Consider the following 26149-nt stretch of genomic DNA (forward strand, 5'->3'; position numbering starts at 1 on the left):
TGAGCTCTCATTGACCGCCCCCTCTATTTAATTATTGGATGATTTTAAGGGGTGACAACAATCCTGACACAGGGGGGCCCAAGGACTAATACGGTGTCAAGTCATTCCAATCTGCTCAATACTACTCTTCATCAATACCAATTCGATCTCATTAGCTCAACCAGTGAAGCTGAAGAGCTAAAAAAGCTGCTCAATAAACTACCCAATATGGAGCAAAAAATTTACCCACGAATTGTCGAAGCTCGAAATCAATGTTATATGTTTATAGGAAAGATTAAAGCGGTAGAGGCTTGTTTAAGCGCCTTAAAGAATGATGGGCGGCACTAGTTCTGAATGGCTTATTTACTCAGTAACTTAGTTAAGGTAACCGGGACTGAAAATAGCCTTGCAGATAGCATCTCGTTACTTGCTAATGCGTTTTGATTGTAAGTGGAATATCGTGTTATTTCAGATATTTTGATTTGCTCTATCGGCAGAGTGAATGGATTATCTTTCAACTGTATTAGCTCATTACTGACGTCATCAAATAAGCACAATTTATTGAATGCTGCTACTAAATATTGATTATCCAGAGTTATAGCATTATCCATTAAAGCTATTTTTAATGATTCAGTTAATAGGTGTTTTAACGCTCTATTTTCACCCCTACATGCAGCAAATAATGCGACTGTGGTATGTGTAGCTTCAAGTTTTGGCGGTTCGTTAAATGGCATGTATTTCGCCAATCCCATAAGATATTGACGAAAATACTTACTGTCCTTTTGAAGGCTAAAATATTCAAGTTTTCTTCGGCGTATTAACCGAGATGACCATTGCGGCTCTTCTGCAATTTGCACTGCCCATGGCATACCCACTAACACAATAGGCACCTTGGCTTCTTCGCTTATATACTTCAATGCATTGGCAATTAATTGCCGTTCTTGAACGGTTTTAAACTCTATCAACTCTTGAAACTCATTGATGATAAGCAGCTCAACCTCTGCCCTAACCAAACTACCGACAAGTTTTTTGGTCAAGTCAGTCTCATAACCACGCTTTTTTCTTTGGTGACTACCAAACAACTCAAGATCCATTAATATTTGAGTTAAGGTTGCATCTAACCCTTTTCCACTGGATATACGGCTCACTAATACAGGAATGGATTGACGACTGTAATTCTGGCTAGCGAAGACACGTTTTTTGTAGTGATTTATCAGATGGCTTTTGCCTACACCGGTATCACCCGTTAATAGCATGCATTGTTGATCAGATTGAAAATGACGATTTAATCTTAACTCATCAAAATCGTTAAAAATGGTTTTAACTTGTGGATGAAGCACAATGCAGTCACTAAATATTTGTAATTGCTCAATCTGAGCAGAACTCAAGGTCTTCATTCAAAAGCCTCTAAATCATCATCCCAATTATCGAAAACATTGATTTGTTTAGTTTCTGATTTATTAGGTAAAAATAAGTTTAGTTCCTCTGTATTTAAATTAATCGTCCCTTGACCTGTATTGCTGATATCGGCTAACTGAGCCTGTTTTTTTACTGCTGAAATTTTAGCTTTTGTTTTGGATGCAATAAATGCTTCTTGCTCTTGCTTAACACGGGCATGAATTGCCATACGGGCTTTAGCTAGCCCCAAATTATCTTTGCCTTCCCGAATAACCTCACGATTAATTTGCTTAATCACCTTATGCTCATGGAGGCTCAAGCCATTGGTGTAACCACTATTGTCAGTACAGGGTACTTTAAGATAACCACCTAACTCCTCTAGATAAACATGAATACTTGAGAGGTCATCAGGGTCGATTTTAATCAGTTTTTTTATTGTGTCTTTAGTTTGTGAGTAGCGTTTACGATAATCAGCCAATGCCGTTGAGTCATACATTAGATCTTCAAATTTAAAGCCATTTCTCGTTAAAGTTCGCTCATCTGAAATGCCCATTAAAACAGTGAATCGCTGTTCGTCCTCTGTACTCATTTTTAATGGCGGGTAAATATCAAAGCCATGTTGCCACTGTTTGATGGGGATACGCGTTTCGCGTGAGTTTGAATCTTGATGATATATATCCACAATCCAACGATGGAATTCTTCAACAAAGGTAGAGAAGCGCATAATGGCGTCTTTTTCAGGTTTATAGTCCTCTTTTGCAAGGATATTCGAGAAAGTCTTACCAGGTAACTCAGTTAAAAAGCATTCGTTTATCATCCCGAAGAAACGCTCTACAAATGGCTTCAACCAAGGTTTGCGAACGGGGTTATATTGAATGTTTATACCGGCTTCTTTACAGGCATGCTCTAAACTTTTTGACCAAAATTCAGCTCCATTATCCACAACGAGGTTTTCAAATTTACCAAAGCAAGGCCATTCATTTTGAAGTTCGATATTAAGACCTTCAAATGATTTTGGTTGTATTGCATGCACGATTGCTTTGGCTGCTGAAACATATGAGGGCGAGCGATAACTTAAGTGGAACCCCAAAACACAACCACTAAAAACATCGACGATTAAGGTTAAATAAGGCCTGCCTAGTGGGATAGATAACTCATCATCAAGCAGGATTAGATCAAGTGGTGTGTGATCAATTTCTACACGCTCTAATATTCGCGTTGGGGGTATATGTGATGAGCAATAAGCAAACCATTGATCTGCTTTAAATTTACCATGCCGCGCCACGGCAACAGGATAAGGAGGTAGTGACTTTATTCTTTGATTAAAGCTTTTGTAAGAAATGATAGGAATTTGTCCATCAACAATGTTTTCATTCTCAATGGTTATCGCGTCTTTATAGTATTGATATGCTGTAGATACTTTAGGTCTTTTTGCATCTAAAAAACGAGTTAGTGCTTGCTCAAAAAATGCTTCATCACCCTGAACTCGACTTGTTCTGTTGCCCATTTTATGGCGTTTAGCGACTAATGATGCAAGATCGCCGTTACTGTCAATGTAGCTTTTACGCCAACGGACTAACGTTCGCCAGTTAGGTCGCTTGTCCATGTTTGCAGTGAAAAGTGCATCAAGGATTGGGTCTAGATTTTTTTTAGTCCATCCACCAGTAATTGTCTCTTCGATTAAAGCAATGAGCTGGTATTTACCGAGTGCTTTGTCTCTTAAGAATTCAGGGAAGGTATCTAAATCTCGCCTCACTAACCCTACATCGTCTAATTTCACATATTGAATATGGGTATCGGGCTTTTTAACTAATTCAGACTCACTGAATTCATCCTCGAAGTCCATCACTCAATGCACCATACAGAAGGGTTACAAGTAAGATCATCCTGGTTTAAGTTGGTCTTGATTAATCCTTTATGTATCAGAGAATAAAGATATGACCTAGCCTCACCTAATGACAATGACTGTTTTATTGCGACATCATTTACACTTATTTTCCCTGTTCTTTTTATAAGCTTAAGCAATTCAATTTGAATAGTATTTAAGCCATATATTCCCGAATATCGGTGCAATATTTTAAGGTTGTTTAGAATAGGATTTACGCGGATTTGACGTTCTGTTACCAAGATAAGATCTGCTCCCAAGGCCTGAGCAGCAGCTTTCTTGGCTACAAATTTAGCTCTAAAGATTGGATCGAATGTTTTACTATAAGGTTTATATTCATGAAACTTTACCGTCCCATCGATAAAGTGAACTATCGTATCAGGTGTATAGGGCAATCTTTTGCCCTCAAAATCGTAATAAAACCCTTCAGGCTGGCTACCAAACACCTCTATACAATCATTGTATTCATGATGAAAGCACGCATCAAACTCCAATGAACTCTCACACATTATTGTTTCGCTAACTTTAGAGCTAGCAAATTTAAATACGTTTTTGTTAGGAGATGGTTTACGTAAGCTTCTTATATACATGAGTTAAATTCGCACGAATAGAGTATGTTTAGTGTACTAATATGCGAAAACTTGTCAATGTATGGGTTATTAATTACTCAAGGCATTGATATTAAAGAAAATGGATTTTGTAATATAAATACAAAAGCCATTTTTATGTCATTGAATGGGTTAAATTTGTCAAACTATGGGTACATTATGTCAATGTATGGGTTCAGCGACATACTTATTGTCGCGAATATAAGACACCAAACCCACCGTTATTTCATCGCGGATTTTACATAGACATCAAAGCGGTTTTTTTTCTGCGCTAACACCATACTCGGTTTAACACCATTCAAGTCTTCTGCGTAATCAGGACGCTTTACTACCACGCGCTTAGTGGCGAGTGCCATAGCGGGTGCTAACAGTCCATCTGCATCTAAGTCTGCGCCGACCAGAGTTTGAAACACGCGCATTTCTTTTTTAACCAGTGCTGATTTTTCGCGGTGTGGGTACATAGGGTCAAGATAAACAACATCGATCTCGGTGCCAGACGACTTCGCGGCGTCGGCTAACGCACTGATACTTGAGCCGTGAAATAAGCTCATCAAATCGCGCATCCACTCGCCTATTTCAGCGTCTTCATAAGCGCGGCGTAAACCATCTTCAAGCAATGCCGCCACTACAGGATGACGTTCAACCATAATCACTTTACAGCCTAGGCTTGCCAGTACAAAAGCATCTCGACCAAGCCCTGCGGTGCCATCAACTACGATGGGCGTTACGCCTTGCTTTAGCCCGACAGCTTTAGCAATCGATTGACCGCGTCCACCACCAAACTTACGTCGATGCGCCACAGCACCAGACACAAAGTCAACGCTAATGCCGTCAAGCTTAGGCTCATCTCGCTTATGTAAACTCAAGCAGTTTTGCTCGAAACGCAATTCAAAAGCGGCGTCTTTGTCCCACACCAACTGCCAGCGCTGGGCTATATCGACTAATGAGGGATACTGCTGATTAAAGAAGATAGGTGTCTGCAACAAGATGATTACCATGCCAATGTAAGAAACTACGCCATTATGCCAAAAGCCATCACCAGTGAACACCTATACCTCGCGCGCTAGAAAACTTATAATGTCGCTATTACACAGTTTTTGCTGTCTCATTTAGTAAATGGAAATGCCCATGCTCAGTTATCGCCACGGTTATCATGCAGGCAATTATGCCGATGTACTTAAGCACTCTATGCTTATTCAAGTATTAAAAGCCATGCAGAAAAAAGATAAACCTTATGTGTATATCGATACTCATGCAGGCGCTGGTGCCTACTCATTAACCGATGAGTTCGCCCAAAAAACCGGAGAGTATCTAGAGGGTGTTGCCAAGCTATGGGACCACGCTAATTTACCCACCGCATTGGCCAACTATGTTGAAACTGTGCAGCACTTTAACGCTGAGTTTGATGGCGAGTTAACCGTGTACCCTGGCTCACCCGCTATTGTAGATGTTGAGCTTCGTCCGCAAGATCGTATGGTGTTACACGAACTCCACGGTACTGACCATGAGTTACTAGCAGATTATTTTGTTGAAGACAAACAAGTCAAAGTCATTAAAGGTGATGGTTTACAGGGATTAATTGCCGCGGTACCGCCATTAGAACGTCGTGGAGTGATATTAATCGACCCAAGTTATGAAATGAAAACCGACTATCAAGATGTTGCTCAAGCCATCATTAAAGCCCACAAACGCTTTGCAACTGGGACATTTCTTTTATGGTATCCAGTGGTCAAACGTGAGCAAACAGAAGCAATGTTAACGCTACTAAAAAATAGTGGCATTAAGAGACAACTGCGTATTGAACAAGCGGTGAGTGCTGACAGTGACGAGTTTGGTATGACGGCCGCGGGTTTATGGGTAATAAACCCACCTTGGCAATTGGATGTATTGGCTAAAGAGGCGTTAGATTATTTGACGCCACTATTAGGCCGTGCTGACGGTCATACTACTGTGAAGTGGGAAGTGGACGAATAATTTACCCTCTGCAGGGTTTATGTTGCTGTGCTATGTGAAGAATGATTGCTGATTATTGATTATATAAAAATGCCCAAACCGCAAAATGCCCAAACCGCTGCAACGGTTTGGGCATTTTTGTTGGTTATCTTTAATTGCTGTTACAGAGCGTTATTTAAAGAATGCACCTGCTGCACCCGGAAACACCACCGGGCTAACATTGCCATTCGCGGCAACACTCGCAACACCATACAAATAATTGTCGATAACCATATTATCTAACGTGAACTGATTAACCTTGCCGACATAGCGGCTATGAGTCCATTCCGCTACCGTTGTTGAGCGCCAATATACGCGATAACCGACAACGGTTTTATCGTCACTACTGGCCCAACTTAAGGTGGTACTCGGCGATACTTGCCCTGCAATGGTCACCTTGGTTGGTGGCGCGGGTGCCCATGCTTGTGACGCTAAACTTAGCGCATTAAGTGCGGTCAGTTTGGCGGTAAATCCAAAATCAACACCTTCAATCACATCACCATACGCAATACCATTTTCTACCCGTATATCTTGATGCTGACGATTATAGTTCTCGTTGGTTTCCATAATCCGCACGGCAGGCAAACCAGCCTGATTAAACGGTAAATGATGCCCACCACGACCAAAACGGTCGAGTCGATACACCAACATCACCTCTAAATTAGTCATGTACTGGTCGGCTAGCGATTTAATTTTACGAGCTAAATTGCGTGAAGCAGAATCATTTTCGCCGCCACTAAAATAGCGTTCTTTGGCTTCATCTGCGGTTTCGGCAAAACGTACGCCTTCAGAAAACACCCGTACACTGCTGTTATTCACCACGCCATTAATGCCAGATATATTGCCAATCATGTCATTATTTAATACTGCTTGAACCTGCCAATTTTGCGCTTTAGCATAATCAGCTAAAATATTGCCGCCATACAAACCTTGCTCTTCGCCCGACAATGCAGCATAAACGATAGTGCCGTTAAATTGATATTTTGATAATACTCGTGCAGCTTCTAGCGCCCCTGCCACACCCGATGCATTGTCGTTAGCACCAGGAGAAATTGAGGTAGCATCCAACACATCGCTAACGCGAGAATCAATGTCGCCACTCATCATCACCACACGCTTAGGATCCGTTTTACCACGCTGAATCGCGATAACGTTAACCACTTCGGTTGGATTTTCGATTCGTTTACCTTGAACAGTGTCACTAACCGTTACCACTTCTAAACAGCCACCACACTCTTTGGATATACGATTAAACTCAGCTTCAATCCAGCGCCTAGCGGCACCAATACCTTGAGTGTCAGATGTGGTATTAGACAAAGTGTGCCGAGTACCGAAGCCAACTAAGGTACGAATATCTTGTTCAATCCGCTTAGCTTGTGGTGCGGTAGCAATGTCGTATAAACGCACATCTTCTTGTGATGGGGCTACAAACGTTGATTTGTCGGCAGCAAATGCTGGCACGGTTACAGCACCCAATATCAGCAACCCGGCCATACCCGCTAAACAATAACCGTTGTTACGACTGAGTTTGACCCGCTTAGGTTGTACTTTATGAATTACATGGTTCATTAATAAATACCTTAAATTAACTGGCTAATGCTTTTTGGTAGCGTTTTAATAATATTTTTACGCGCTTCACATAAGCTTGTGTTTCAGGATAGGGCGGTATACCGCGGTATTGCATCACCGTCGTTGGGCCGGCATTGTATGCCGCACACGCAAGGTCAATGTCGCCGTTAAATTGGCTTAATAGCTGCGCAAGATAACGACTGCCACCACGAATATTCTGTTGAGCATTGAAAGGATCATCGACGTCCATATCGCTAGCAGTACCTGGCATTAATTGCATTAATCCTTTGGCACCTGCTTTGGATAATGCGCCAATTTTAAACGCTGATTCTGCATGGATCACTGCTCGAATAAGTGCAGGGTCAAGCTGATACTGCCGCGCGGCTAAAGCGACGTCGGCGGCGAAATGTGAGGTAAATAATGGGATCTTATACCAATCGATAACCGAATCGACCCGGCATGCAAAACATTCATACAATAACACTTGATAGTCTGCATCCAGCGGTTGTTGGTCGCTAAACACCATTACCCCATTGGTTTGTTTGTATTGAAACACTTTACGCTTTTCAACGCCTAAATCACTGACAATACCATTTTCGGAGTAACTGGCTTTAACACGAGGCTTACTCGATACTGTGCCCGCTTTCGTTAACGCATAATTATTGGTTAAGGTACGCGGTTTCTGTTTGTTTCCTACATAGCCTGCATTCAACGACAGCTGATCATTAATTGATTGCTCATCGACAGACTTAGCGTTGCGTCGACTCAATACGTTATATGTTTCTATAGTCGGCACGGAGTGGTTTTCAGCAGTGGTAGTTTGAGATTGTTGTAACGATAACTGTTTTTTTACTGCGGCTTGCTGAGGAATATACTTAGCTTTGATTTGCGGCTTTTCAACGTCTTCCACGGCAGGGAAAACCACTTGCTTGGCTTGTACCTGCACAGGTATGCAAACACAAGCCAACAAGGTAGCGATACCCAATAGCGTCTGCCGATTACGCCATGTCATGTGACTATTCCTGCACTTGATCGAATATAGGCATCGGCGCGATACGGGCGAATTTTGCCACCGCCGAACCTGGGAAAATTTTAACCCCACTGTTTAACTCATCTACGGCTTTACGGTAAAAGTCTTCTGCGTGCACAAAGTCGAGCTCTAGCTGTATATATTCAGCGAGCTGATCCGCACTCAGTTTGTCTTTATTCACTGTAGCTAATAGCGCTTCTAAACCTTGATCAATCTGCTGCCAAGCGGCTATCGATACCGACAAAGAGCCACCAGCCATATTTGACTCTTCAATCGGTTGTTCCCAATCATGTTCGGGCTGTAACAGTTTTAGTTGCTCCAACTGGGCTTGTTGGTCATCTGTTAAAGGGCGTGGATAAGATGGTTTTTCCTGACATAGCTCGGTAAACAATGTCAGTCTTTTATCAATTTTTGAGTCGATCACTTTCAGCGCTTCAATGGCTGAAGTGCGTTTTTTAAGTAAACTGGCATACCAAAGATAAGCCAGAATAGCGGCTAAAGTGAGGCTTATAAACAGCGCCTGCATGGTGACATCCTTTATTATTGTTATTCACTATCATAATCATTATTTAATCAAAAGTTCATCTTTATTGGCGATACCTTTGCTAAAAATAAACCACAAAAGAGTAAGCCAAACACCAATAGATGTTAATAAACTGTTTTGATTCAGATCTTAACTATAACACAAAAAACAGTACTAGCACGGTTGAATACTATACAGTTAAAATTTTAATCTTTAGTTTTATCAACTACCTAAAAGCATTCGCACAAGAGTGTTTTTTAAACACATTTACAGTTTCCCCTGCACAAATAATCAAAATATCGTTTAATAATGCTGACTTAACACCATTAAGGTTATTTATTAGCAGCTGCATCTATAGAGAAACAATAGTCACAAAAAAGCCCAGCAAAACTGGGCTTTTAACAATCAATAATGTAAAAAATTAAATATCTTTTCTATCATTATCCACTTTTTCATTTTCCTCTTCAGTGGGTTTTTCACGCTTACTGAAAATGCGTTCAACCACCACAAAGAATAACGGCACAAAGAAGATACCTAAGAAGGTGGAGGTCATCATACCGCCCAAGACCGCAGTACCGATGGCATTTTGGCTACCAGAGCCTACTCCTGAGCTAATCGCTAATGGCACAACACCTAGACCAAATGCTAAAGAGGTCATTAGAATTGGGCGTAAACGTACTCTAACAGCATGCAAGGTTGCCTCAATTAAGCCTGAGCCTTTCTCGTAGTATTCCTTAGCAAACTCGACAATTAGAATGGCATTTTTAGTCGCTAAGCCCACCGTGGTTAGCAAGCCTACTTGGAAAAATACGTCATTAGGCAGACCACGAGCACTCATTGCCAGTAAGGCACCAATAATTCCGAGTGGAACAACTAAAATGACCGATAATGGTACCGACCAGCTTTCATACAATGCCGCTAACACTAAAAATACGATTAAAATAGATAACGCATATAAGCTAGGCGCTTGGTTACCCGATAAACGCTCTTCGTACGACAAACCATTCCACTCTAAGCCATAGCCAGGTGGAAGCTTCTCAGCCATTTTTTCAAGTGCATCCATCGCCGCACCGGTACTGTAGCCCGGGACTGTAGCGCCCTGAATGTTAACCGCAGGCACACCGTTAAAACGTTGTAACTGAGGTGAACCAAACTCCCAGGAACCTGATGCGAATGCCGAAAACGGCACCATTTCACCATTATTGTTACGCACATACCAAGAGTCTAAGTCGCCAGGTTGCATACGGTATTTAGCCTCACCCTGAACATAAACTTTCTTAACTCGGCCACGGTCGATAAAGTCATTCACATACGACCCACCCCACGCGGTACCCAAGACACTGTTCACACTATTAATATCAATGTCTAAAGCACGTAATTTGGCGTGATTAACATTAATTTTATAGATAGGCGCATCTTCTTGTCCATTTGGACGAACCCCTACAAGATTAGCGTTTTGCGCAGCCATGCCCAATAATTGATTACGCGCCTCAATTAACTTGGCATGTCCTTGACCGTTTAAGTCTTTTAAGTAAACGTCAAAACCATTTGCGGTACCAAGTTCAATCACTGATGGCGGCACAAAGGCAAACACTAAGGCTTCTTTAATTTGCATAAAGCGACCCATAGCTCGACCCGCTAACGACTTAACATCTTCACCCGGCGCTTCACGTGTGGACCAATCTTTTAGGCTCACAAACGCAATACCCATGTTTTGACCAGAACCCGCAAAACTAAAGCCCGCCACAGTAAACACTGAATTTACGAGTTCTTTCTCTTCGGTAAGGTAATAGTCGGATACCTCTTTTAAGACCTTAACCGTGCTTTCTTGGGTTGAATTGGTTGGCAAAATAGCTTGGGTAAACAAGATACCTTGGTCTTCATCGGGTAAAAATGCAGTTGGCATGCGTAAGAAAATCCAGGCCACTGCGATAACCAAACCAACGTAGATCAACATGACACGGAATGAACGCTTTAAAATACTGCCAACACTTGATTCATAACGTGATGTCATGGCATCAAATTTACGGTTAAACCAACCGAAGAAACCGGTATCTGCATGAGTATGGCCTTTTTTAACAGGCTTTAGCATGGTGGCACATAACGCAGGCGTTAGTACAATTGCCACAAACACCGACAAGGCCATAGCCGATACAATGGTGATCGAGAACTGACGATAAATAACCCCTGTCGACCCAGACATAAATGCCATTGGTACAAATACAGCTGACAGGGTCAAACCAATACCCACTAACGCACTGGTAATTTGGTCCATCGATTTACGGGTGGCTTCCAGCGGACTTAAGCCTTCTTCCGACATCACGCGTTCGACGTTTTCCACCACCACAATAGCATCGTCCACCAGCAAACCAATGGCCAACACCATGGCAAACATGGTTAAGGTGTTGATGGTGAAACCTGCTGCTGATAGCACCGCAAACGTACCTAGCAATACTACTGGTACAGCGATGGTAGGAATAAGCGTTGCTCTAAAATTTTGTAAGAACAGATACATAATCAAGAATACCAACACAATGGCTTCTATCAATGTGTGCACTACACCTTCTATCGATTGCTCTACGAATGGCGTTGTATCATAGGGATAAACGACTTCAAGTCCCTGAGGAAAAAACTCTTTCATCTCATTAACTTTGGCTTTAATGCCTTCTGCCGTGTCTAACGCATTCGCGCCTGTAGCCAGCTTGAATGCAAGGCCCGATGCTGGTTTACCATTGTAATATGAGTCTACTGCGTAGCTTTCTGCACCTAACTCAACTCTGGCGACATCGCCTAAATAAACATTGGCACCTGATGAGTCAGATTTAACAATGATTTGCTTAAATTGCTCTGGGGTTTGTAAGCGGCTCTGTGCTGATACGGTCGCGTTAAGTTCTTGACCCGCAACCGAAGGGGCACCACCTAATTGTCCTGCTGATATCTGGGCATTTTGCTCACGTATTGCCGCAATAATATCAATACTGGTTAATTTGTATTGAGTTAACTTAAACGGGTCTAACCAAATACGCATCGCATACTGCGCACCAAAAAGCGTGAGTTCACCCACACCAGGTACACGGCTCATTGGGTCTTGAACGTTGGCAGCAACATAATCAGAAATATCGCTTTTGCCCATCGAACCGTCAGAAGACACAAAACCAAGTACCATTAAAAATCCAGAACTGGACTTGTTAACTTGTACACCTTGCTGTTGAACTTCAGTAGGCAACAATGGCGTAGCCGCTTGCAGCTTATTCTGAACTTGTACTTGAGCAATATCTGGATCAGCCTCAGCATTAAACGTTAGGGTAATCTTCGCATTACCAAAACTGTCACTGGTTGAAGAAATATAGCGTAAGTGATCAAGCCCAGTCATGCGCTGCTCAATCACCTGAGTGACTGTGTCTTCCATGGTTTTGGCAGACGCACCTGGATAGAAAGCACTGATCACTACGGTTGGAGGTGCAATACTTGGATACTGTGCAATGGGTAAGCCTCTGATGGCTAACACACCTGCAAGCATAATTAATAGTGCAATCACCCACGCAAAAATAGGGCGATCAATAAAAAAACGAGCCATAATGATTCCCTACTTTTGTGGTTGGTCAGCCGTTAACACCTGTGCAGAAACCGGTGCACCAGGGCGGATTTTTTGTAATCCTTCGACAATTAACTTATCGCCAACAGACAAACCATCGACAATACGCCATTGATGACCAATCACTTCAGCGGTTTGTACCACGCGCATTTCAACATTACTGTCTTGGTTTACTATCATTGCAACCGCTTGGCCTTTGGAATTACGGGTAATAGCACGTTGAGGCACTAAAATAGCTTGTGGGTCTTGGCCAGCATTTAATAGCGCACGCACATACATACCGGGTAACAAGGTACCGTCAGGGTTAGGGAACTCGGCACGTAACGTCACTGAACCGGTAGTTTCGTCTACATTCACTTCAGCAAATTGTAATATACCTTGTTGATCGTATGTTCTGCCGTCTTCAAGAATTAAGGTCACTTTAGCATTGTCACTTTTCAATAACTGGCCTGAACGTAAATTGGCTTTTAAACGCAATAATTGTGCACTTGACTGAACGATGTCGATGTTAATCGGATCAAGCTGTTGAATTGTCGCTAAGGTATTACTTTGATTAGCGGTCACTAACGCGCCAGCAGTAACAGATGACTTACCAATACGACCAGAGATCGGTGCTTTAACTTCAGTATATTCGGTGTTGATGGTCGCGGTATTAATAGCGGCTTTCGCTACCGCTACTGAAGCTTGTGCTTCTTTAAATAACGCTTCCGTCTCGTCAAAATCTTGCTTACTGACTGCATTGGTTTTGACTAATTTGGCATAACGCGCCGCTTTGGCTTTTGCTGAGGCTAAACCCGCATTTGCGCTAGCAAGATCGGCTTCTGCACTCACTAATGCCGCTTTATAAGTGGCTGCATCAATTTGATACAGAGATTGACCTTGTTTAACTTCGGTGCCTTCGGTAAAAGCACGCTTAGTGATAATACCTGACACTTGTGGACGCACTTCAGCTTCTAAAAAGGCACGGCTTCGACCCGGTAATTCAACCTTAATCGCTTGCGAAATTGCTTCAACTGTCATCACGCCAACGGGTGTAGGTGGTCGCGGTTGCTGTGACTGGGCATTTTCATCCCCTTGACCACATGCGGTAATCCATAATGCAGCAGAAATAACTGCGGCGACTTTCAATGCTTTGTGCATGAGTGCTCCTACTCCAATTTATTTTCAATATGACACCTCAGTCTTGAGGAATTTCATTTGAAAATAGCTAAAATTAAACTGTTAAATTTTCTGTGTACTTTATCGCATAGGTATAAAATTCAAACAACTAAGCTAATGCGAATAAATTGTAAATAAATAATAAGTTTCAGTTAAATATATTGAATATGTTATCAAACTGTAATCGATACGCAGGTAATCAAACAAACATTACCTATTAAGTCATTAAATACACTACCTGGTAACATGCTGGTAAAGTCAATTTATGGATTAACTATCCATGCCTACGTACACTGTTAATACATTAACTTAGTTATTGTTGATGACAACCTTATTTAATTCATCTGTTTTTTGTGGCTCAAGCATAATGGCACGCCACCACAACTCGCTAGCTTGCGGATTGGCTAACATCACCGCTTGACCAAATTTTGGCGTTAACAAGGTGACATTTTGCTGTTTAGCTAACAGGTTGATACGTTCAAAAGGCTCAAACCAATCATGTAACGCTAAATCAAAAGTGCCATTGTGTACTGGCATCATTGCCTTTGCTTTAACATCAATATGCGCCTGTAGGCTTTGCTCTGGCAACATATGAATATCACTCCACAATTCATTATAGGCGCCCGTTTCAATCATGCTGAGATCAAATGGCCCATAACGCTCACCAATTTCTTTAAATCCATTAAAATAGCCGCTGTCTCCGCTAAAAAACACCTTATGTTGTAAACCTTGAATAACCCAACTCGCCCATAAGGTTTGGTTCCGATCAAGCAAGCCACGGCCTGAAAAATGTTGCGCTGGTGTCGCGGTAATACTCAAGCCATTTAATTCAACAGACTGCCACCATTCCAGTTCGGTCACTTGAATAGGATCAACGCCCCAAGCCGTTAAGTACTTACCCACTTTAAGTGGGGTAACAAAATGTTGCACCTTGGTAGCCAATTGCTCAATGGCAGCGCTATCGAGGTGATCGTAATGATCATGGCTAATAATCACCGCCTTTATTGCCGGTAAATCAGCAATACTGATTGGCGATTGATGAAAACGTTTCGGTCCTGCCCACTGCACCGGTGATGCTCGCTCGCTAAATACCGGATCAATCAATAAATATTCGCCATCAAGACGCATCAATAACGTCGAATGACCTAAACGATAAACGGTATCTTGTGTCGATTGAGCCAATATCTCTGGGGTTAATGTTTCTAAAGGGATCACACCTTGGGGAATGGGCGCTTGACGCTTTGTCGACCAATAGGCTTTGGCAATTGGCCATAAGCTGCTAATACCCGCTTGATAGACTTTATCGGTATTGCTGAAGATTTGTGTCTTATTTCCACGCGATTCAGTCCAATATTTATTGATCAAAATAATCACAATCAATGCACCAAGCGCGACTAAAAGACTCATTAATATTTTCATCTATCGCTTCCAAAAGTAAACTACACGGTGTAGTTTAATAATCCCTTGTTGAAAAGTAAACTACTCAGTGTAAAATATTATAATAAGATTGATTAGATGAAACCAATGAACACAGAAAAGCAAACACGCAGCCAGATTAAACGCGCCGCGATTATTGAAGCAGCTAGAACAACCTTTAAAGAATTAGGGGTTGCGGCAACGAGTATGGATAAATTAGCCGAAGTAGCTGGAGTGTCTAAGCGAACAGTGTACAACCACTTTGCCACCAAAGAAGCTTTGGTGATGACCTTGATGACTGATTTATGGCAACAAGCATTATCTCAACCCTCTGTGGTATATGACTCACATCAACCTTTGGCTGAACAACTGCAACAGTTGGTGCGTTTTGATATGGATTATATTCAATCAGAAGAGCACGTTGAAGTATCACGAATGGTGATTGGCCATCTGTTTTATACCACTGAAATGCAAGAAGAATTACAAAAGGTAATTAAAGAAGAAACGGCTATTTTGCGCTGGATAAAAGCAGCAACGCTGGACGGACGCTTAGCAGTGAAAAATGTGGAACGGGCCCAAACAGAAGTGCAAAGCTTGATTAAAGGCCAATGTTTTTGGCCATTAATATTTCAAGTCGAAGAGCCATTAAACGAACAACAAAAAGATGACATTGCCGCAAGCATCGTTACCATGTTTTTATGCCGTTATCAGGCATAAGCACATTGTTGGCTACTCTACACTCGGTTATCACCCACACCGAATGAAATAATACGGCTGATATGCGCTAAACTCATGCCAGATTCTTGTTGCCAATGATTGAATGCAGCTTGGGTTTGGCGTAAAGCGGTTTGCGATGTAAAGCCAGCATCAACGACGTTATGAGCAGTTAAATATGACTGCACATCTTGGCTTAATAAAAAGGTATCTTTACCTATTGCACGTAAAAAATAAGGCCCAGTATTGCCACCTAAACGGGTGCCGCGCTTTTTAAGCACTTGCCACAAACCAGTAATGTCATCGCTTGGCCAATGAGCAATAAATTCCCCAAAACTGCCGTGTTCAGCATTAATCTGCTGGATCATATAAGCGTTATCAACAATCGCCTGGGTTTTCTTTTGATGCCGAATAAGCACTGGGTCGGTTGCCCGCTGTTGAATTTGATCGGGTGACAGCATCAGCACCTTCATTGGTTCAAAGTCAAAAAAGGCTTTTTCATAAGCTGGCCATTTGTTATCAACCACTCGCCACACAAAGCCACTTTGAAACACGCGTTTACTCATAACAGACAATAACTGCGCATCAGTATATTCGCCGATTTCATCGGCATCGAGAGTGTCAGGCAGCAATGACTTAACTGCCGCAGGTCCGCCTTTACGCTCACAGGCTCGCGCCCAAATATCACTGAACTTTTCTAATGCCACCGCGTAGCTCCTTTAACCCAAGCAATAATCTGCCAATACGGCAGATAAAGGCTTGTTGATCTTTAAACATTAACATTGATACCAAAAACAACTAACGCTATATATTACGTTCTTTTTTAAGTTGTAAAAACTGTTTCCATTTAACCACTTCAGCAGGCATTTCAGGTGTGTCACCTGTGTAACTGGCAGCAGCAATTAAGGTTTCAATAGGCACTTGTTTACCTCGACATACAAACACACCACGAACATGCGCAATGCAATGTAAACCACGGGCGGTAACCATACGATGCTCAATATAAAAGTATTTTTCGTCCCAACCAACGATTTTAGTTTCAATGGTAAACTTTTCAAACGGCTTAATATCGCGGATATAAGTAAACTCTGCCGCATTCACTATCGGTAACCATTTGTTTTTTAGAAACTGTTTCATCAAACCCATTTCGGCAATCAAATAGGTGCGCGCTAAATCCATAAAAGCAGGATAACGCGAGTTAGTTAAATGCATATTGATATCGCAATCTAACGGTAAAGCACGATAATCAATTCGGCTAGTGCCTAAAAAACCAATACTTTTACAATGACCTATTCGCCATAAAAACAACAAAATAATACGAAAATACAGATTCATGCACGGTTACTCCTAATGTAAGCGCGACAGGCTAACAAAGGTCATACCAGCGAGCAAGCGGCTTTAGCTGTATTTGGTAGCACAAAATTGGCATTACACTTTATTTGTTACTCTTTTTGAGACTTATCCCCCTTTTCATCTGTGGCTTAACTGATTAACATAGCGAGGCGTTTTGATTAAATTGGCAGTGAGTTAACTGAGTTTCACGTAACTTACTAACAATAACGCCGTAGTCGTTGAGTCGATTACAGCCAAATCAGCGCAAACACATTGTTTATAATTCTCAGGGCGGGGCGCAATTCCCCACCGGCGGTAAACTTGAAAAAGTGAGCCCGCGAGCGCTCGATTCGTCGAGGTCAGCAGATCTGGTGACTTAGGTATTTACTCATGAGTAATGTCTAACAGTCCAGAGCCGACGGTTACAGTCCGGATGAGAGAGAATAGAGATACATCAATTAGCCTCGGCTTGTTGATGCAATTTGTTTTGGATTTATATCCCTCTTTACAAGCCCTGATTCTGGTCATTTTAGGAGTACAACCATGAATCAGTTATCACTACTTGCCGAATTTGGCGATCCAATCACCCGTGTAGAAAACGCATTAGCGGCGCTTAGAGAAGGCCGAGGCGTATTACTACTCGATGATGAAGATCGTGAAAATGAAGGCGACATTATTTATTCTGTCGAGCATTTAACCACAGCCCAAATGGCATTAATGATCCGCGAATGCAGCGGTATTGTGTGTTTATGCTTAACCGACGAACACGCCAACAAATTACAATTGCCGCCGATGGTTATTAATAACAACAGCGCCAATCAAACTGCGTTTACCATCTCCATTGAAGCAAAGCACGGTGTTACCACTGGCGTTTCCGCTCAAGATCGCGTGACCACCATTAAAACTGCCGCAAACCGCGATGCCAAAGCATCTGACTTGGCTCATCCTGGACACGTATTCCCATTACGTGCTCGCGCTGGCGGAGTGATGTCTCGTCGCGGTCATACCGAAGGCACTGTCGACTTAATGCAAATGGCAGGCTTAATGCCCGCTGGCGTATTATGCGAACTGGCCAACGAAGATGGCAGCATGGCCAAAACACCAGAAATTATCGCCTTTGGCCTTAAGCACAACATGCCTGTACTCACCATCGAAGACATGGTGATGTACCGTAACCAGTACGACTTAAAGCTGGCGTAATATGTTACTAATACGTCATTTATAACCAGCCACTTATCTGCTGTGAATGAATATGAGATAACACGATTAAGAGGTGCAAAGCACCTCTTTTTTATGCTTGAAATCATACTGGTTGTAGACAATAAAACCATGCGAGTTAACACTTGTTTGACTCGCTATTCGCCATCCATAACCGCCCTGTTGCCCCTGTCACTCTCCAGGAGTCATCGCTGCACCACCTCTAATTTGAACTCAACGAGTATGCTTAGGGCATGCAACACTTTACATTACAGACTAAAAAAAGCAGGATAAATAACCTCCATAGATTTGCCTCACGGATTCCCTTGAGAATTAGTCAACATGAAGTAAAGGACGATTATGAGTAAATGGAATACGACTAGCACACTATCTCTTTACTTAACGCTAATTTGCTCCAGTGCAGTCGCCAGTTTGCTGAAATATTCTTTGGAAGATAGCTTCACTGGTTTATCGGACTTACCGGGTATTGTTGATATCGGTATTTATGCCGCCTTAATGACAGCCCTTTATTATTTTTTTGCTCAATTTTTTAACTGGTTGTACCCTGAAGTTCAAAAAAATAGCGACAGAAATTCAACTGAGGATAATAAATTGGGCAAATAACATTGAATAATTTTACCAAAAACATCACCCCATACGTGCAAGAGCAGTTATCTGAAGCAGATCGATCCGACCGTTTAGGTAATGTTGCAGATTCATTTGTATACCTTGAGAATGCTCACGTGCTTGGGCAGGAATCAACCTATTGGCATGTAAAAGTGCATTATTTAATGCTGCGTTGGGCGATAAAACAGCGTGATATTAACGAAGCCATCGGTCAAATTATTCGTATCATTGGGGCGGCTTTATTAACTGCAATAAAAGGCGTGCCAACGGGAAATACTGGCGGTAGCAATGTTAGCCCAGTAAAAGTTATGCCCATTAAGCCAGAGCATGCCGTAATTATAGCGAAAGTAAAAAACGATATATCAACGAGCTAGAAAGAGTTACAGATGCCTTAGTTGAATCATCCGGTATAACGACCTAAAGAATGTTAAATCCATCACTAGTTTTCAGCTTTAAACATGATATATGGAGGTTCACATGAATCGAGTCACGGGTATCGGCGGCATATTTTTTAAAGCAAAAGATGCACCTGCATTGCAGACTTGGTACAAGCGTCATCTCGGCATTGATGTTCAAGAATGGGGCGGCGCGGCTTTTTCTTGGAGCGACTCAAATAACAAGCCCGTAGGTGGAACCACTATCTGGGCGGTGAGTTCAGAGAAAAGCGACCAATTCTCCCCAAGCCAAGCCTCATTTATGATCAACTACCGCGTTGAAGACCTTCACGCTGTCGTCGCCGCCCTCAAAGCAGAAGGCTGTAATGTACTCGATAAAATAGATGAATCTGAATACGGCAAGTTTGCGTGGGTCATCGATCCTGAAGGTAATAAAGTCGAGCTATGGCAGCCGCCTTTAGGTCAATAGCAACTATTGTGGCTTAATGAATCTGTTCACATCCATGTGAAATTAATTTGGAGACAAACTAAATCACAATGCAGTAATAAACGTTTGATACTGACTCATGGTATTGGCATCGTCTAACATGCCTTGATGGCCAACGTTGGGCACCATAATTAACTGCTTATTGGCTGACTGACTAGCGACAAACAGTTTTTCAGACAGTTCAGGCGGGACTTCTTCATCATCTTCTGCCGCAATCACCAATAATGGCCCTTGATAATATTGCGCGACCACTTGCTTATTATCTGTTTTACGAAAATCTTCTGACATTTCCAAAGTCATAAACGGTGCCATATACCACGGTGTTTTTTCATCAACCCAGTCGTCGGCATTAGTTGCTGAACCGTGTAAAACCAGCGCATCTATTTTATTATTTTTTGCTAAATCAGCGGCAATAAAACTGCCTAGTGAGTAACCGTGCAATATCACTTTTTCAGGCTGATATTGCTGATGTAAATAATCCAGTTGTTGCTGTGCATCTGCAATAATATTGTTAATGCTTGGTTGGCCTTCACTTGCCCCTAATCCACGACGATCCATTACTAAAATATCGGTATTGAGCGTTGATAATGTGGTCAGTACCGACAGGCCATGTGGTTCGATTTTCATGCCGTTGCCTTGATAAAAGACCAAGGTTGTAAGGCTATTGGGGTTATCGATATAAAAACCATTTAACTTAACGTGATCAATTGACTCTAAGCTGACTGGGGTAATCAAATGATTAGGCATCGCCTGCTGTAATTGTTGAGTAAACTCAGCGGTAAAGGCTGTGGGGACTTCATCGCTGGCAATAAAGGTGCTTTCACTTAGGCGCATAGTACACCCTGAAGTAACCAGCATTGTGGTGCCTAACATTGCTACTGTGGTTATTTTTTTAAGCAAATTTTGCATATTATTGTCCTTAATTTATTCATCGTCCTTGTGGACTAAAATGTCACCTGGCGAGCATTGTAAATGCTGGCAAATAGCGTCTAGTGTCGAAAATCGAATCGCTTTTGCGCGGCCACTTCTAAGCACCGACAAATTTTGAGGGGTTATACCTATCAATTCAGCTAGTTCAGTGGACTTCATTTTTCGCCTTGCCAACATCACATCCAGCTCAATAATTATGGCCATTAAATTGTCAACTCCGCCTCTTCTTGAAGCTCAGTTGCATGCTTCATTACCCATGCCACACAGTAAAAAATCATTCCGAAAAGTGCATACTTTAATTCTTGACTGCCAAGGCTAAAATAAACAGGTACCGCACTAGATGTACCACTAAAGTGCAATGTAAATGCGATGATCATCGGGTAGAAAAGGCTGAGTAAAATCCAGACTAAAAATACTAAGGCAATACGGCTCAAGCAGCGGAAGTTACGTGGAGTAAACACATGACCTTGCTGATACAGACCAAAAAGTTGGTAGAGAAAAGAGTAAATAAACAGGTAAGGTAGAATTTCAACACTGCCCAGAATGATCCCAGGATGAAATCCCGCATCATAAAGGCTTTGAGCGAGTGCTTGCCAAGGTGTACCAAAGTCGACGGCTAGATAGCTGCTAAACCAACCCCACCAATCAATGGTTAACACATATTCACCCGCTTGGAATTCTCCGAACACCATAGTGCCGCTATAACTAGTGACTTGTAATAAAGCTAAAAATACAATCAGCAATTTAATCCATTTACTTAACGAGACAATTCTATCCATGATCATTCTAAGCTGGTTAATGTTAAACTGAAGTTAACACACAAACCTTTTATCAGCAATAAATTATCGATAAACGATACTTTTAATGTATTAAAGCTAATGTACCTATTAGCCAGAATGCCAAATCACCCGTTTGAATCACAATAAATGACTATCGAAATAAATGATTAAAGTGCCTATGCTATTAACTCGAGATAGATGACATAATTTTGTTGATAATGCTCAACAACTTTTACTTGATAGCTTTGTTTTACATCTATAACACATGAGGTATTGTTAATAACTGATTGTATTATAAAGGTTTAACAGAAAAAAAGCCCATTAACTCAGGAGTAAAGTGATGAATATGAAAGCATTTTCGACGTTAGCCGGATTATCTTCATATACGCTGCGTTATTATGAAAAAGTCGGTTTACTCAACAACATTCAACGAAATAGCAGTGGCCATCGAGTCTACACAGCCAAAGACTTAGAATGGATTAATTTTGTCAAACGCCTTAAAGACACGGGGATGGCTTTAACCAAAATTCAGCAATATGCCCAATTGCGATCATTAGGGCCAGGTACTGTGTTAGACCGCCAACAACTACTTGAGTGTCACAAAGACCAGTTACAGGCTCACATTGAACTTCAGCAAAATCATTTACTGGCGTTAGAAAACAAAATTAGTTTGTATGAAGCCAATAAAGTCCGTTGACTTAGAGTTAACTCTAACTTGTAAGGTATGGCTTCTACTTATCGATAGGAGTACATCAATGCCAAACTCAAGATTCACTTTAGGTCTGGAACAGTTGTCAAAAATTGACGGCGAAGCAGGTCATAATGTTATCGAAAGCCTGCAAGATATCTGCCCTGACTTAGCCCGATTTACCATTGAATATCCGTTTGGCGATATCTATACCCGACCCGCCTTAGATGTAAAGTCGCGAGAAATAGCCACTGTTGCGGCACTAACCGCTTTGGGCAATTGTAGGCCTCAGCTCAAAGTCCATCTAAATGCCGCTTTGAATGTTGGTTGCAGCGAAGAAGAAGTAAAAGAAGTGCTGTTACAAATGTCTATTTATGCCGGTTTTCCAGCAGCGTTAAATGGCATGTTCGCGTTTAAAGAAGTCCTTCAAGAACGAAAGGCATAACAAATGACCGATAGTATTTAATACCGCCAATTAATAACTGTAAGAATTAAATAAGTGTAGATTTTCAACATGATTATTACAATTATTTTTCATATTTATCGATTAACACAAAACTAAATCAATAAATGTAAAATTCAAATTAATAAATTACTGGTATACAACCTATAGATGTTTTAGTTAGACACTTAAGGTCGATTTTTAAACAGCATGGGCTATGTTATGGAATGATCAACTCTTACAAAAAACCTATTAACGAATTATTTCTTTGGTATTTTTCGTTATAACTCAATGAAAAGCTGATTCAATAGATCCTTAATTTGCAAATCATTTTCTTCAAATTGAATACCCACATTGACTTTCCCACTTTCAAAACGGCTATTACACACCTTTGCCGGAATGGTTATTTCTTTATCACTAGGAGAACGTATGATAATGAAGATATCTTTTTGATTCACTTTGATTTTTGGGTTATCCGTTTTAAATACAAACCCACAGCCTTTGGCTGATATGTCCGAAATCATACCCTTTAATTGAGCGGCTTTTTTAACATCTTGATTTTCTTTTGCAACAATTGATGCAGGTAAATGAGTAATGAAACGTTGATGAGTTCTAAGCTGGCGATTTTCAATTTTATCTGGGTAGCGTAAAAAGATAAATTTTTCAGGGATCTTTGTGATATTCCTAATTGTCGATTTAAACGCATAACACTCGCCTTGCTGACCTTCTAATAGGTATCGAACGACGACAACATTACCATCAACAAATACATCGCCATAGTTACTCATATTATGCGGCGCTGGATGCTTTAAGATAATATATTGACCGAGATCATACCCAACTAACATCGCTTTTATGCGAAGCTTAACGGGGTGGTCGATCTGTAAATCAACAATTTTCCCGGGTGTTAGTTCGAAAAAGATAGGGCTTGGGATGGCTGACAATGTTAAGAATCCATTCAAGTGTAATTATAAGTTTTCAACCATAAATGTATGGCGTTAATATCACTAAGGCAATAGATATATATCTTTTAAAAGTAAAAAGTGTCACCAACTTTAATTAATGTACGTTTATCGAACGTTTATGGTTAAATAATATGCAGCTGATATAAAAAGAGGAGACACTTATTCAGCGCCTCCTCTTCCTTTAATGAATCCTATTAAACAGCAATACCACAGTGACGCAATAAAGCATCTGTATTGGGTTCACGGCCCATGAAGCGTTTAAATAGCTCCATTGGCTCTTCACTTCCCCCCATTTCAAGAATGTTATTTAAGAAGCTTTTACCTGTTTCAGCATTAAAAATACCTTCGGCTTCAAAACGCGAGAACGCATCTGCCGATAATACTTCGGCCCATTTATAGCTGTAATAACCTGCGGCATAACCACCCGCAAAAATGTGCGCAAAACCGTGTTGAAAACGGTTAAAGCTTGGCGGGGTTAATACCGCAATTTGGCTGCGAACTTGGTCTAAAATGCCTTGAATATCGACGCCTTTAGCGGGGTCAAACTCGTGGTGCATTCTAAAATCGAACAGTGAAAACTCAAGTTGGCGCACCATCATCATGCCCGACTGGAAGTTTTTGGCCGCTAGCATTTTATCTAACAATACTTTGGGTAATGGTTCGCCCGTTTCATAGTGACCAGATATTTCCGCTAACGCTTCTTCTTGCCAGCACCAGTTTTCCATAAACTGACTTGGTAGCTCTACCGCATCCCAAGGTACACCATTGATACCCGACACTCCGCCCACATCCACTTTGGTTAACATGTGGTGAATGCCGTGGCCAAACTCATGGAACATGGTGGTGACTTCGTCATGGGTAAACAATGCCGGTTTGCCATCGACAGGACCATTAAAGTTACAGGTTAAATACGCTACCGGCTTTTGCAAACCAGTAGAGGTAACCCGGCGACCACGACAATCGTCCATCCATGCGCCGCCACGTTTACCGCTACGAGCATACAAATCTAGGTAGAAGCTGCCACGGTGTACTTTATCGGCGTCATGAATATGGAAGAAACGAACATCCTTATGCCAAGTGTCTACGCCTTTTTGTTCGCTAATGGTTAAACCAAATAAGCGATTAACGGTATAGAACAAGCCTGACAAGACTTTGTCTTCTGGGAAATACGGACGCAATATTTCTTGCGACACTTCGTACTTGTGTTGCTGCAGTTTTTCAGCGTAAAAACTCAAATCCCATGAGGCCATTTCGGTCACGTTGTAATGATCTTTGGCAAAGGCACGCAGTTCGGCTAATTCTGTTGACGCTTGGTCTTTAGACCGTTCGCCTAACTCGTTTAAAAAGCCCAATACTTGTGCTGGATTTTCTGCCATTTTGGTGGCTAACGATTTATCTGCGTAGCTGGCAAAACCGAGTAAATTGGCTAACTCATGACGCAATGCCACAATTTCATTCATGTTATTGGTGTTATCAAACTCACCGGCATTCGGGCCCTGGTCAGATGCGCGAGTCACAAATGCACGGTAACACTCTTCGCGTAACTCACGGTTTTCGCTATAGGTCATTACGGGTAAATAAGACGGAAAGTCTAAGGTGAATAACCAACCTTTTTGCTCTTTAGCGTCGGCCATAGCTTTAGCTGCGGCGATGGCTGACTCAGGTAAACCCGCTAAATCTGCTTCGTCGGTAATAAGCTTAGTCCACGCTTCGGTGGCATCTAACAGTTGATTAGAAAAGTTGCTGGTGAGTTCAGATAAGCGTTTAACCATTTCGCCATAGCGCGCTTTTTGACTGTCATCCAAACCGATACCCGACAATTCAAAATCACGTAAGCTCTGCTCTATCACCATTTTTTGCGCTTGAGTTAACAGGGCAAAGTCTGTCGATTCATGAATCGATTTATACGCCTCGTACAAACCTTGATGCTGGCCAACATAGGTGCCGTAATCTGACAACAACGGCAAACAAGCATCGTGAGCATCACGTAATTTATCACTACTGATCACCGAGTTCATGTGCGACACAGGCGACCACATTTTGCTTAACTCATCGTCAACATCTTCAAGAGGCTCAATGAGATTGTCCCAAGTGTATTGGCTATTTTTTGCTAATAGTACTTCAATAGTCTCACGACATTTGGCAATGGCTTGCTCAACTGCAGGCTGAATGTGTTCAGGTTTAATTTTTGAAAATTCTGGTAATTCTGCGCTACTTAGCAATGGATTGCTCATAAAGATTCCTCGAAATATGTCGCGTGAGTATTTAGCCTATATTGGGTTAAATGTTACCGTTTTCAAGCGTAAAAACAATTTATCCTAATAAATATAACCTCGGTTTCGAGGCGACAATCTGACCTTCTTATCGCCAAACTTGACCATATTATTGTTGATTTAATGTATAACCAGCTCTACTACCTAGCTGGTTTATTCAATAAATA

The 26149-nt window shown here is 41.6% G+C and carries 26 protein-coding genes and 1 riboswitch; of the genes, 9 read left to right on the top strand and 17 right to left on the bottom strand.

The annotated features are described in order from the left end of the window. Positions 1-93 precede the first annotated feature (93 nt). The gene (locus AAEY97_RS21595) at positions 94-327 is read left to right on the top strand and encodes a VspR family transcription factor (RefSeq protein WP_502959442.1); all 234 of its coding nucleotides are present in this window, start codon (positions 94-96) and stop codon (positions 325-327) included. Between the two features lie 11 nt (positions 328-338). On the opposite strand, the gene AAEY97_RS08960 is transcribed toward AAEY97_RS21595, so the two are convergent. From AAEY97_RS08960 to AAEY97_RS08975, 4 genes are all read right to left on the bottom strand, one after another. Further along, positions 339-1376 carry a TniB family NTP-binding protein gene (locus tag AAEY97_RS08960; protein ID WP_350998215.1) on the bottom strand — a complete coding sequence of 346 codons (1038 nt, stop codon included), beginning with the start codon at positions 1374-1376 and terminating at the stop codon, positions 339-341. Next, entirely contained in the window at positions 1373-3223 is a 1851-nt protein-coding gene (locus AAEY97_RS08965; protein WP_350998478.1) for a TnsB C-terminal domain-containing protein, read from the bottom strand. The genes AAEY97_RS08960 and AAEY97_RS08965 overlap by 4 nt, the downstream gene beginning before the upstream one ends. Further along, the gene (locus tag AAEY97_RS08970) at positions 3223-3756 is read right to left on the bottom strand and encodes a TnsA endonuclease N-terminal domain-containing protein (protein ID WP_350998218.1); all 534 of its coding nucleotides are present in this window, start codon (positions 3754-3756) and stop codon (positions 3223-3225) included. Before AAEY97_RS08970 ends, AAEY97_RS08965 begins: the two co-directional genes overlap by 1 nt. Positions 3757-4091: 335 nt before the next feature. Continuing rightward, the gene (locus AAEY97_RS08975) at positions 4092-4868 is read right to left on the bottom strand and encodes a class I SAM-dependent methyltransferase (RefSeq protein ID WP_335691895.1); all 777 of its coding nucleotides are present in this window, start codon (positions 4866-4868) and stop codon (positions 4092-4094) included. 130 nt (positions 4869-4998) lie between these two features. Between AAEY97_RS08975 and AAEY97_RS08980 the strand changes: the two genes are divergently transcribed. Beyond that, positions 4999-5844: a 23S rRNA (adenine(2030)-N(6))-methyltransferase RlmJ gene (locus AAEY97_RS08980; RefSeq protein ID WP_101088548.1), complete on the top strand. Its 846-nt coding sequence runs from the start codon at positions 4999-5001 to the stop codon at positions 5842-5844. 150 nt (positions 5845-5994) lie between these two features. Here AAEY97_RS08980 and AAEY97_RS08985 read toward each other — a convergent pair whose 3' ends face one another. From AAEY97_RS08985 to AAEY97_RS09010, 6 genes are all read right to left on the bottom strand, one after another. Next, the gene (locus tag AAEY97_RS08985) at positions 5995-7356 is read right to left on the bottom strand and encodes a M28 family peptidase (RefSeq protein ID WP_502959445.1); all 1362 of its coding nucleotides are present in this window, start codon (positions 7354-7356) and stop codon (positions 5995-5997) included. A 91-nt stretch (positions 7357-7447) separates the two neighbouring features. Beyond that, entirely contained in the window at positions 7448-8143 is a 696-nt protein-coding gene (locus AAEY97_RS08990) for a lytic transglycosylase domain-containing protein (protein WP_392341772.1), read from the bottom strand. Between the two features lie 304 nt (positions 8144-8447). After that, positions 8448-8987, bottom strand: a complete 540-nt coding sequence (locus AAEY97_RS08995) for a hypothetical protein (RefSeq protein WP_162024116.1) — start codon at positions 8985-8987, stop codon at positions 8448-8450. 418 nt (positions 8988-9405) lie between these two features. Continuing rightward, the gene (locus AAEY97_RS09000) at positions 9406-12561 is read right to left on the bottom strand and encodes an efflux RND transporter permease subunit (RefSeq protein ID WP_101088551.1); all 3156 of its coding nucleotides are present in this window, start codon (positions 12559-12561) and stop codon (positions 9406-9408) included. Positions 12562-12570: 9 nt separating this feature from the next. Next, positions 12571-13719, bottom strand: a complete 1149-nt coding sequence (locus AAEY97_RS09005; protein WP_101088552.1) for an efflux RND transporter periplasmic adaptor subunit — start codon at positions 13717-13719, stop codon at positions 12571-12573. A gap of 327 nt (positions 13720-14046) precedes the next feature. Then, positions 14047-15156: an MBL fold metallo-hydrolase gene (locus AAEY97_RS09010; RefSeq protein WP_182744066.1), complete on the bottom strand. Its 1110-nt coding sequence runs from the start codon at positions 15154-15156 to the stop codon at positions 14047-14049. Positions 15157-15252: 96 nt separating this feature from the next. On the opposite strand from AAEY97_RS09010, the gene AAEY97_RS09015 reads away from it, so the two are divergent. After that, a complete protein-coding gene (locus tag AAEY97_RS09015) occupies positions 15253-15870 on the top strand; it encodes a TetR/AcrR family transcriptional regulator C-terminal domain-containing protein (RefSeq protein ID WP_350998226.1) in 618 nt (205 codons plus the stop codon). Between the two features lie 17 nt (positions 15871-15887). On the opposite strand, the gene AAEY97_RS09020 is transcribed toward AAEY97_RS09015, so the two are convergent. Both AAEY97_RS09020 and AAEY97_RS09025 read right to left on the bottom strand, forming a co-directional pair. Continuing rightward, positions 15888-16574 (bottom strand): DNA-3-methyladenine glycosylase I, encoded by a 687-nt coding sequence (locus tag AAEY97_RS09020; protein WP_350998228.1) that lies wholly within the window; start codon positions 16572-16574, stop codon positions 15888-15890. A gap of 97 nt (positions 16575-16671) precedes the next feature. Beyond that, a complete protein-coding gene (locus AAEY97_RS09025; protein ID WP_350998231.1) occupies positions 16672-17202 on the bottom strand; it encodes a thioesterase family protein in 531 nt (176 codons plus the stop codon). Between the two features lie 275 nt (positions 17203-17477). Next, positions 17478-17648, top strand: a riboswitch (FMN riboswitch). Between the two features lie 94 nt (positions 17649-17742). On the opposite strand from AAEY97_RS09025, the gene ribB reads away from it, so the two are divergent. The 4 genes from ribB to AAEY97_RS09045 all read left to right on the top strand — a co-directional run bounded on the left by ribB (position 17743) and on the right by AAEY97_RS09045 (position 19887). Further along, entirely contained in the window at positions 17743-18399 is a 657-nt protein-coding gene (gene ribB / locus AAEY97_RS09030; RefSeq protein WP_192116173.1) for a 3,4-dihydroxy-2-butanone-4-phosphate synthase, read from the top strand. Between the two features lie 357 nt (positions 18400-18756). Then, positions 18757-19020 carry a hypothetical protein gene (locus AAEY97_RS09035; protein WP_350998235.1) on the top strand — a complete coding sequence of 88 codons (264 nt, stop codon included), beginning with the start codon at positions 18757-18759 and terminating at the stop codon, positions 19018-19020. Between the two features lie 2 nt (positions 19021-19022). Continuing rightward, positions 19023-19397 (top strand): DUF3703 domain-containing protein, encoded by a 375-nt coding sequence (locus AAEY97_RS09040; protein WP_162024120.1) that lies wholly within the window; start codon positions 19023-19025, stop codon positions 19395-19397. A 103-nt stretch (positions 19398-19500) separates the two neighbouring features. Next, positions 19501-19887, top strand: coding sequence for a VOC family protein (locus AAEY97_RS09045; protein ID WP_350998238.1), 387 nt, complete (start codon positions 19501-19503; stop codon positions 19885-19887). Positions 19888-19950: 63 nt separating this feature from the next. Here AAEY97_RS09045 and AAEY97_RS09050 read toward each other — a convergent pair whose 3' ends face one another. From AAEY97_RS09050 to AAEY97_RS09060, 3 genes are read right to left on the bottom strand one after another with little or no spacing between them, the layout of a single operon-like run. Beyond that, a complete protein-coding gene (locus AAEY97_RS09050; RefSeq protein WP_350998241.1) occupies positions 19951-20814 on the bottom strand; it encodes an alpha/beta hydrolase in 864 nt (287 codons plus the stop codon). Between the two features lie 15 nt (positions 20815-20829). Continuing rightward, entirely contained in the window at positions 20830-21039 is a 210-nt protein-coding gene (locus AAEY97_RS09055; protein WP_011639279.1) for a helix-turn-helix domain-containing protein, read from the bottom strand. Continuing rightward, entirely contained in the window at positions 21039-21614 is a 576-nt protein-coding gene (locus AAEY97_RS09060; protein WP_242445215.1) for a DUF2975 domain-containing protein, read from the bottom strand. Before AAEY97_RS09060 ends, AAEY97_RS09055 begins: the two co-directional genes overlap by 1 nt. Before the next feature lie 340 nt (positions 21615-21954). On the opposite strand from AAEY97_RS09060, the gene AAEY97_RS09065 reads away from it, so the two are divergent. Together AAEY97_RS09065 and AAEY97_RS09070 are read left to right on the top strand one after the other, a co-directional pair. Continuing rightward, entirely contained in the window at positions 21955-22311 is a 357-nt protein-coding gene (locus AAEY97_RS09065) for a MerR family transcriptional regulator (RefSeq protein WP_192116178.1), read from the top strand. A 58-nt stretch (positions 22312-22369) separates the two neighbouring features. After that, positions 22370-22747, top strand: a complete 378-nt coding sequence (locus tag AAEY97_RS09070) for a carboxymuconolactone decarboxylase family protein (protein WP_192116179.1) — start codon at positions 22370-22372, stop codon at positions 22745-22747. 278 nt (positions 22748-23025) lie between these two features. Here the strand turns inward: AAEY97_RS09070 and AAEY97_RS09075 are convergent, their stop codons facing one another. Further along, positions 23026-23688, bottom strand: a complete 663-nt coding sequence (locus AAEY97_RS09075) for a PilZ domain-containing protein (RefSeq protein WP_243756350.1) — start codon at positions 23686-23688, stop codon at positions 23026-23028. 215 nt (positions 23689-23903) lie between these two features. Continuing rightward, entirely contained in the window at positions 23904-25943 is a 2040-nt protein-coding gene (prlC, locus tag AAEY97_RS09080) for an oligopeptidase A (RefSeq protein WP_350998246.1), read from the bottom strand. Between the last annotated feature and the right edge of the window lie 206 nt (positions 25944-26149).

The sequence above is a fragment of the Shewanella sp. TB7-MNA-CIBAN-0143 genome (assembly GCF_040310065.1).
Lineage (GTDB): Bacteria > Pseudomonadota > Gammaproteobacteria > Enterobacterales > Shewanellaceae > Shewanella.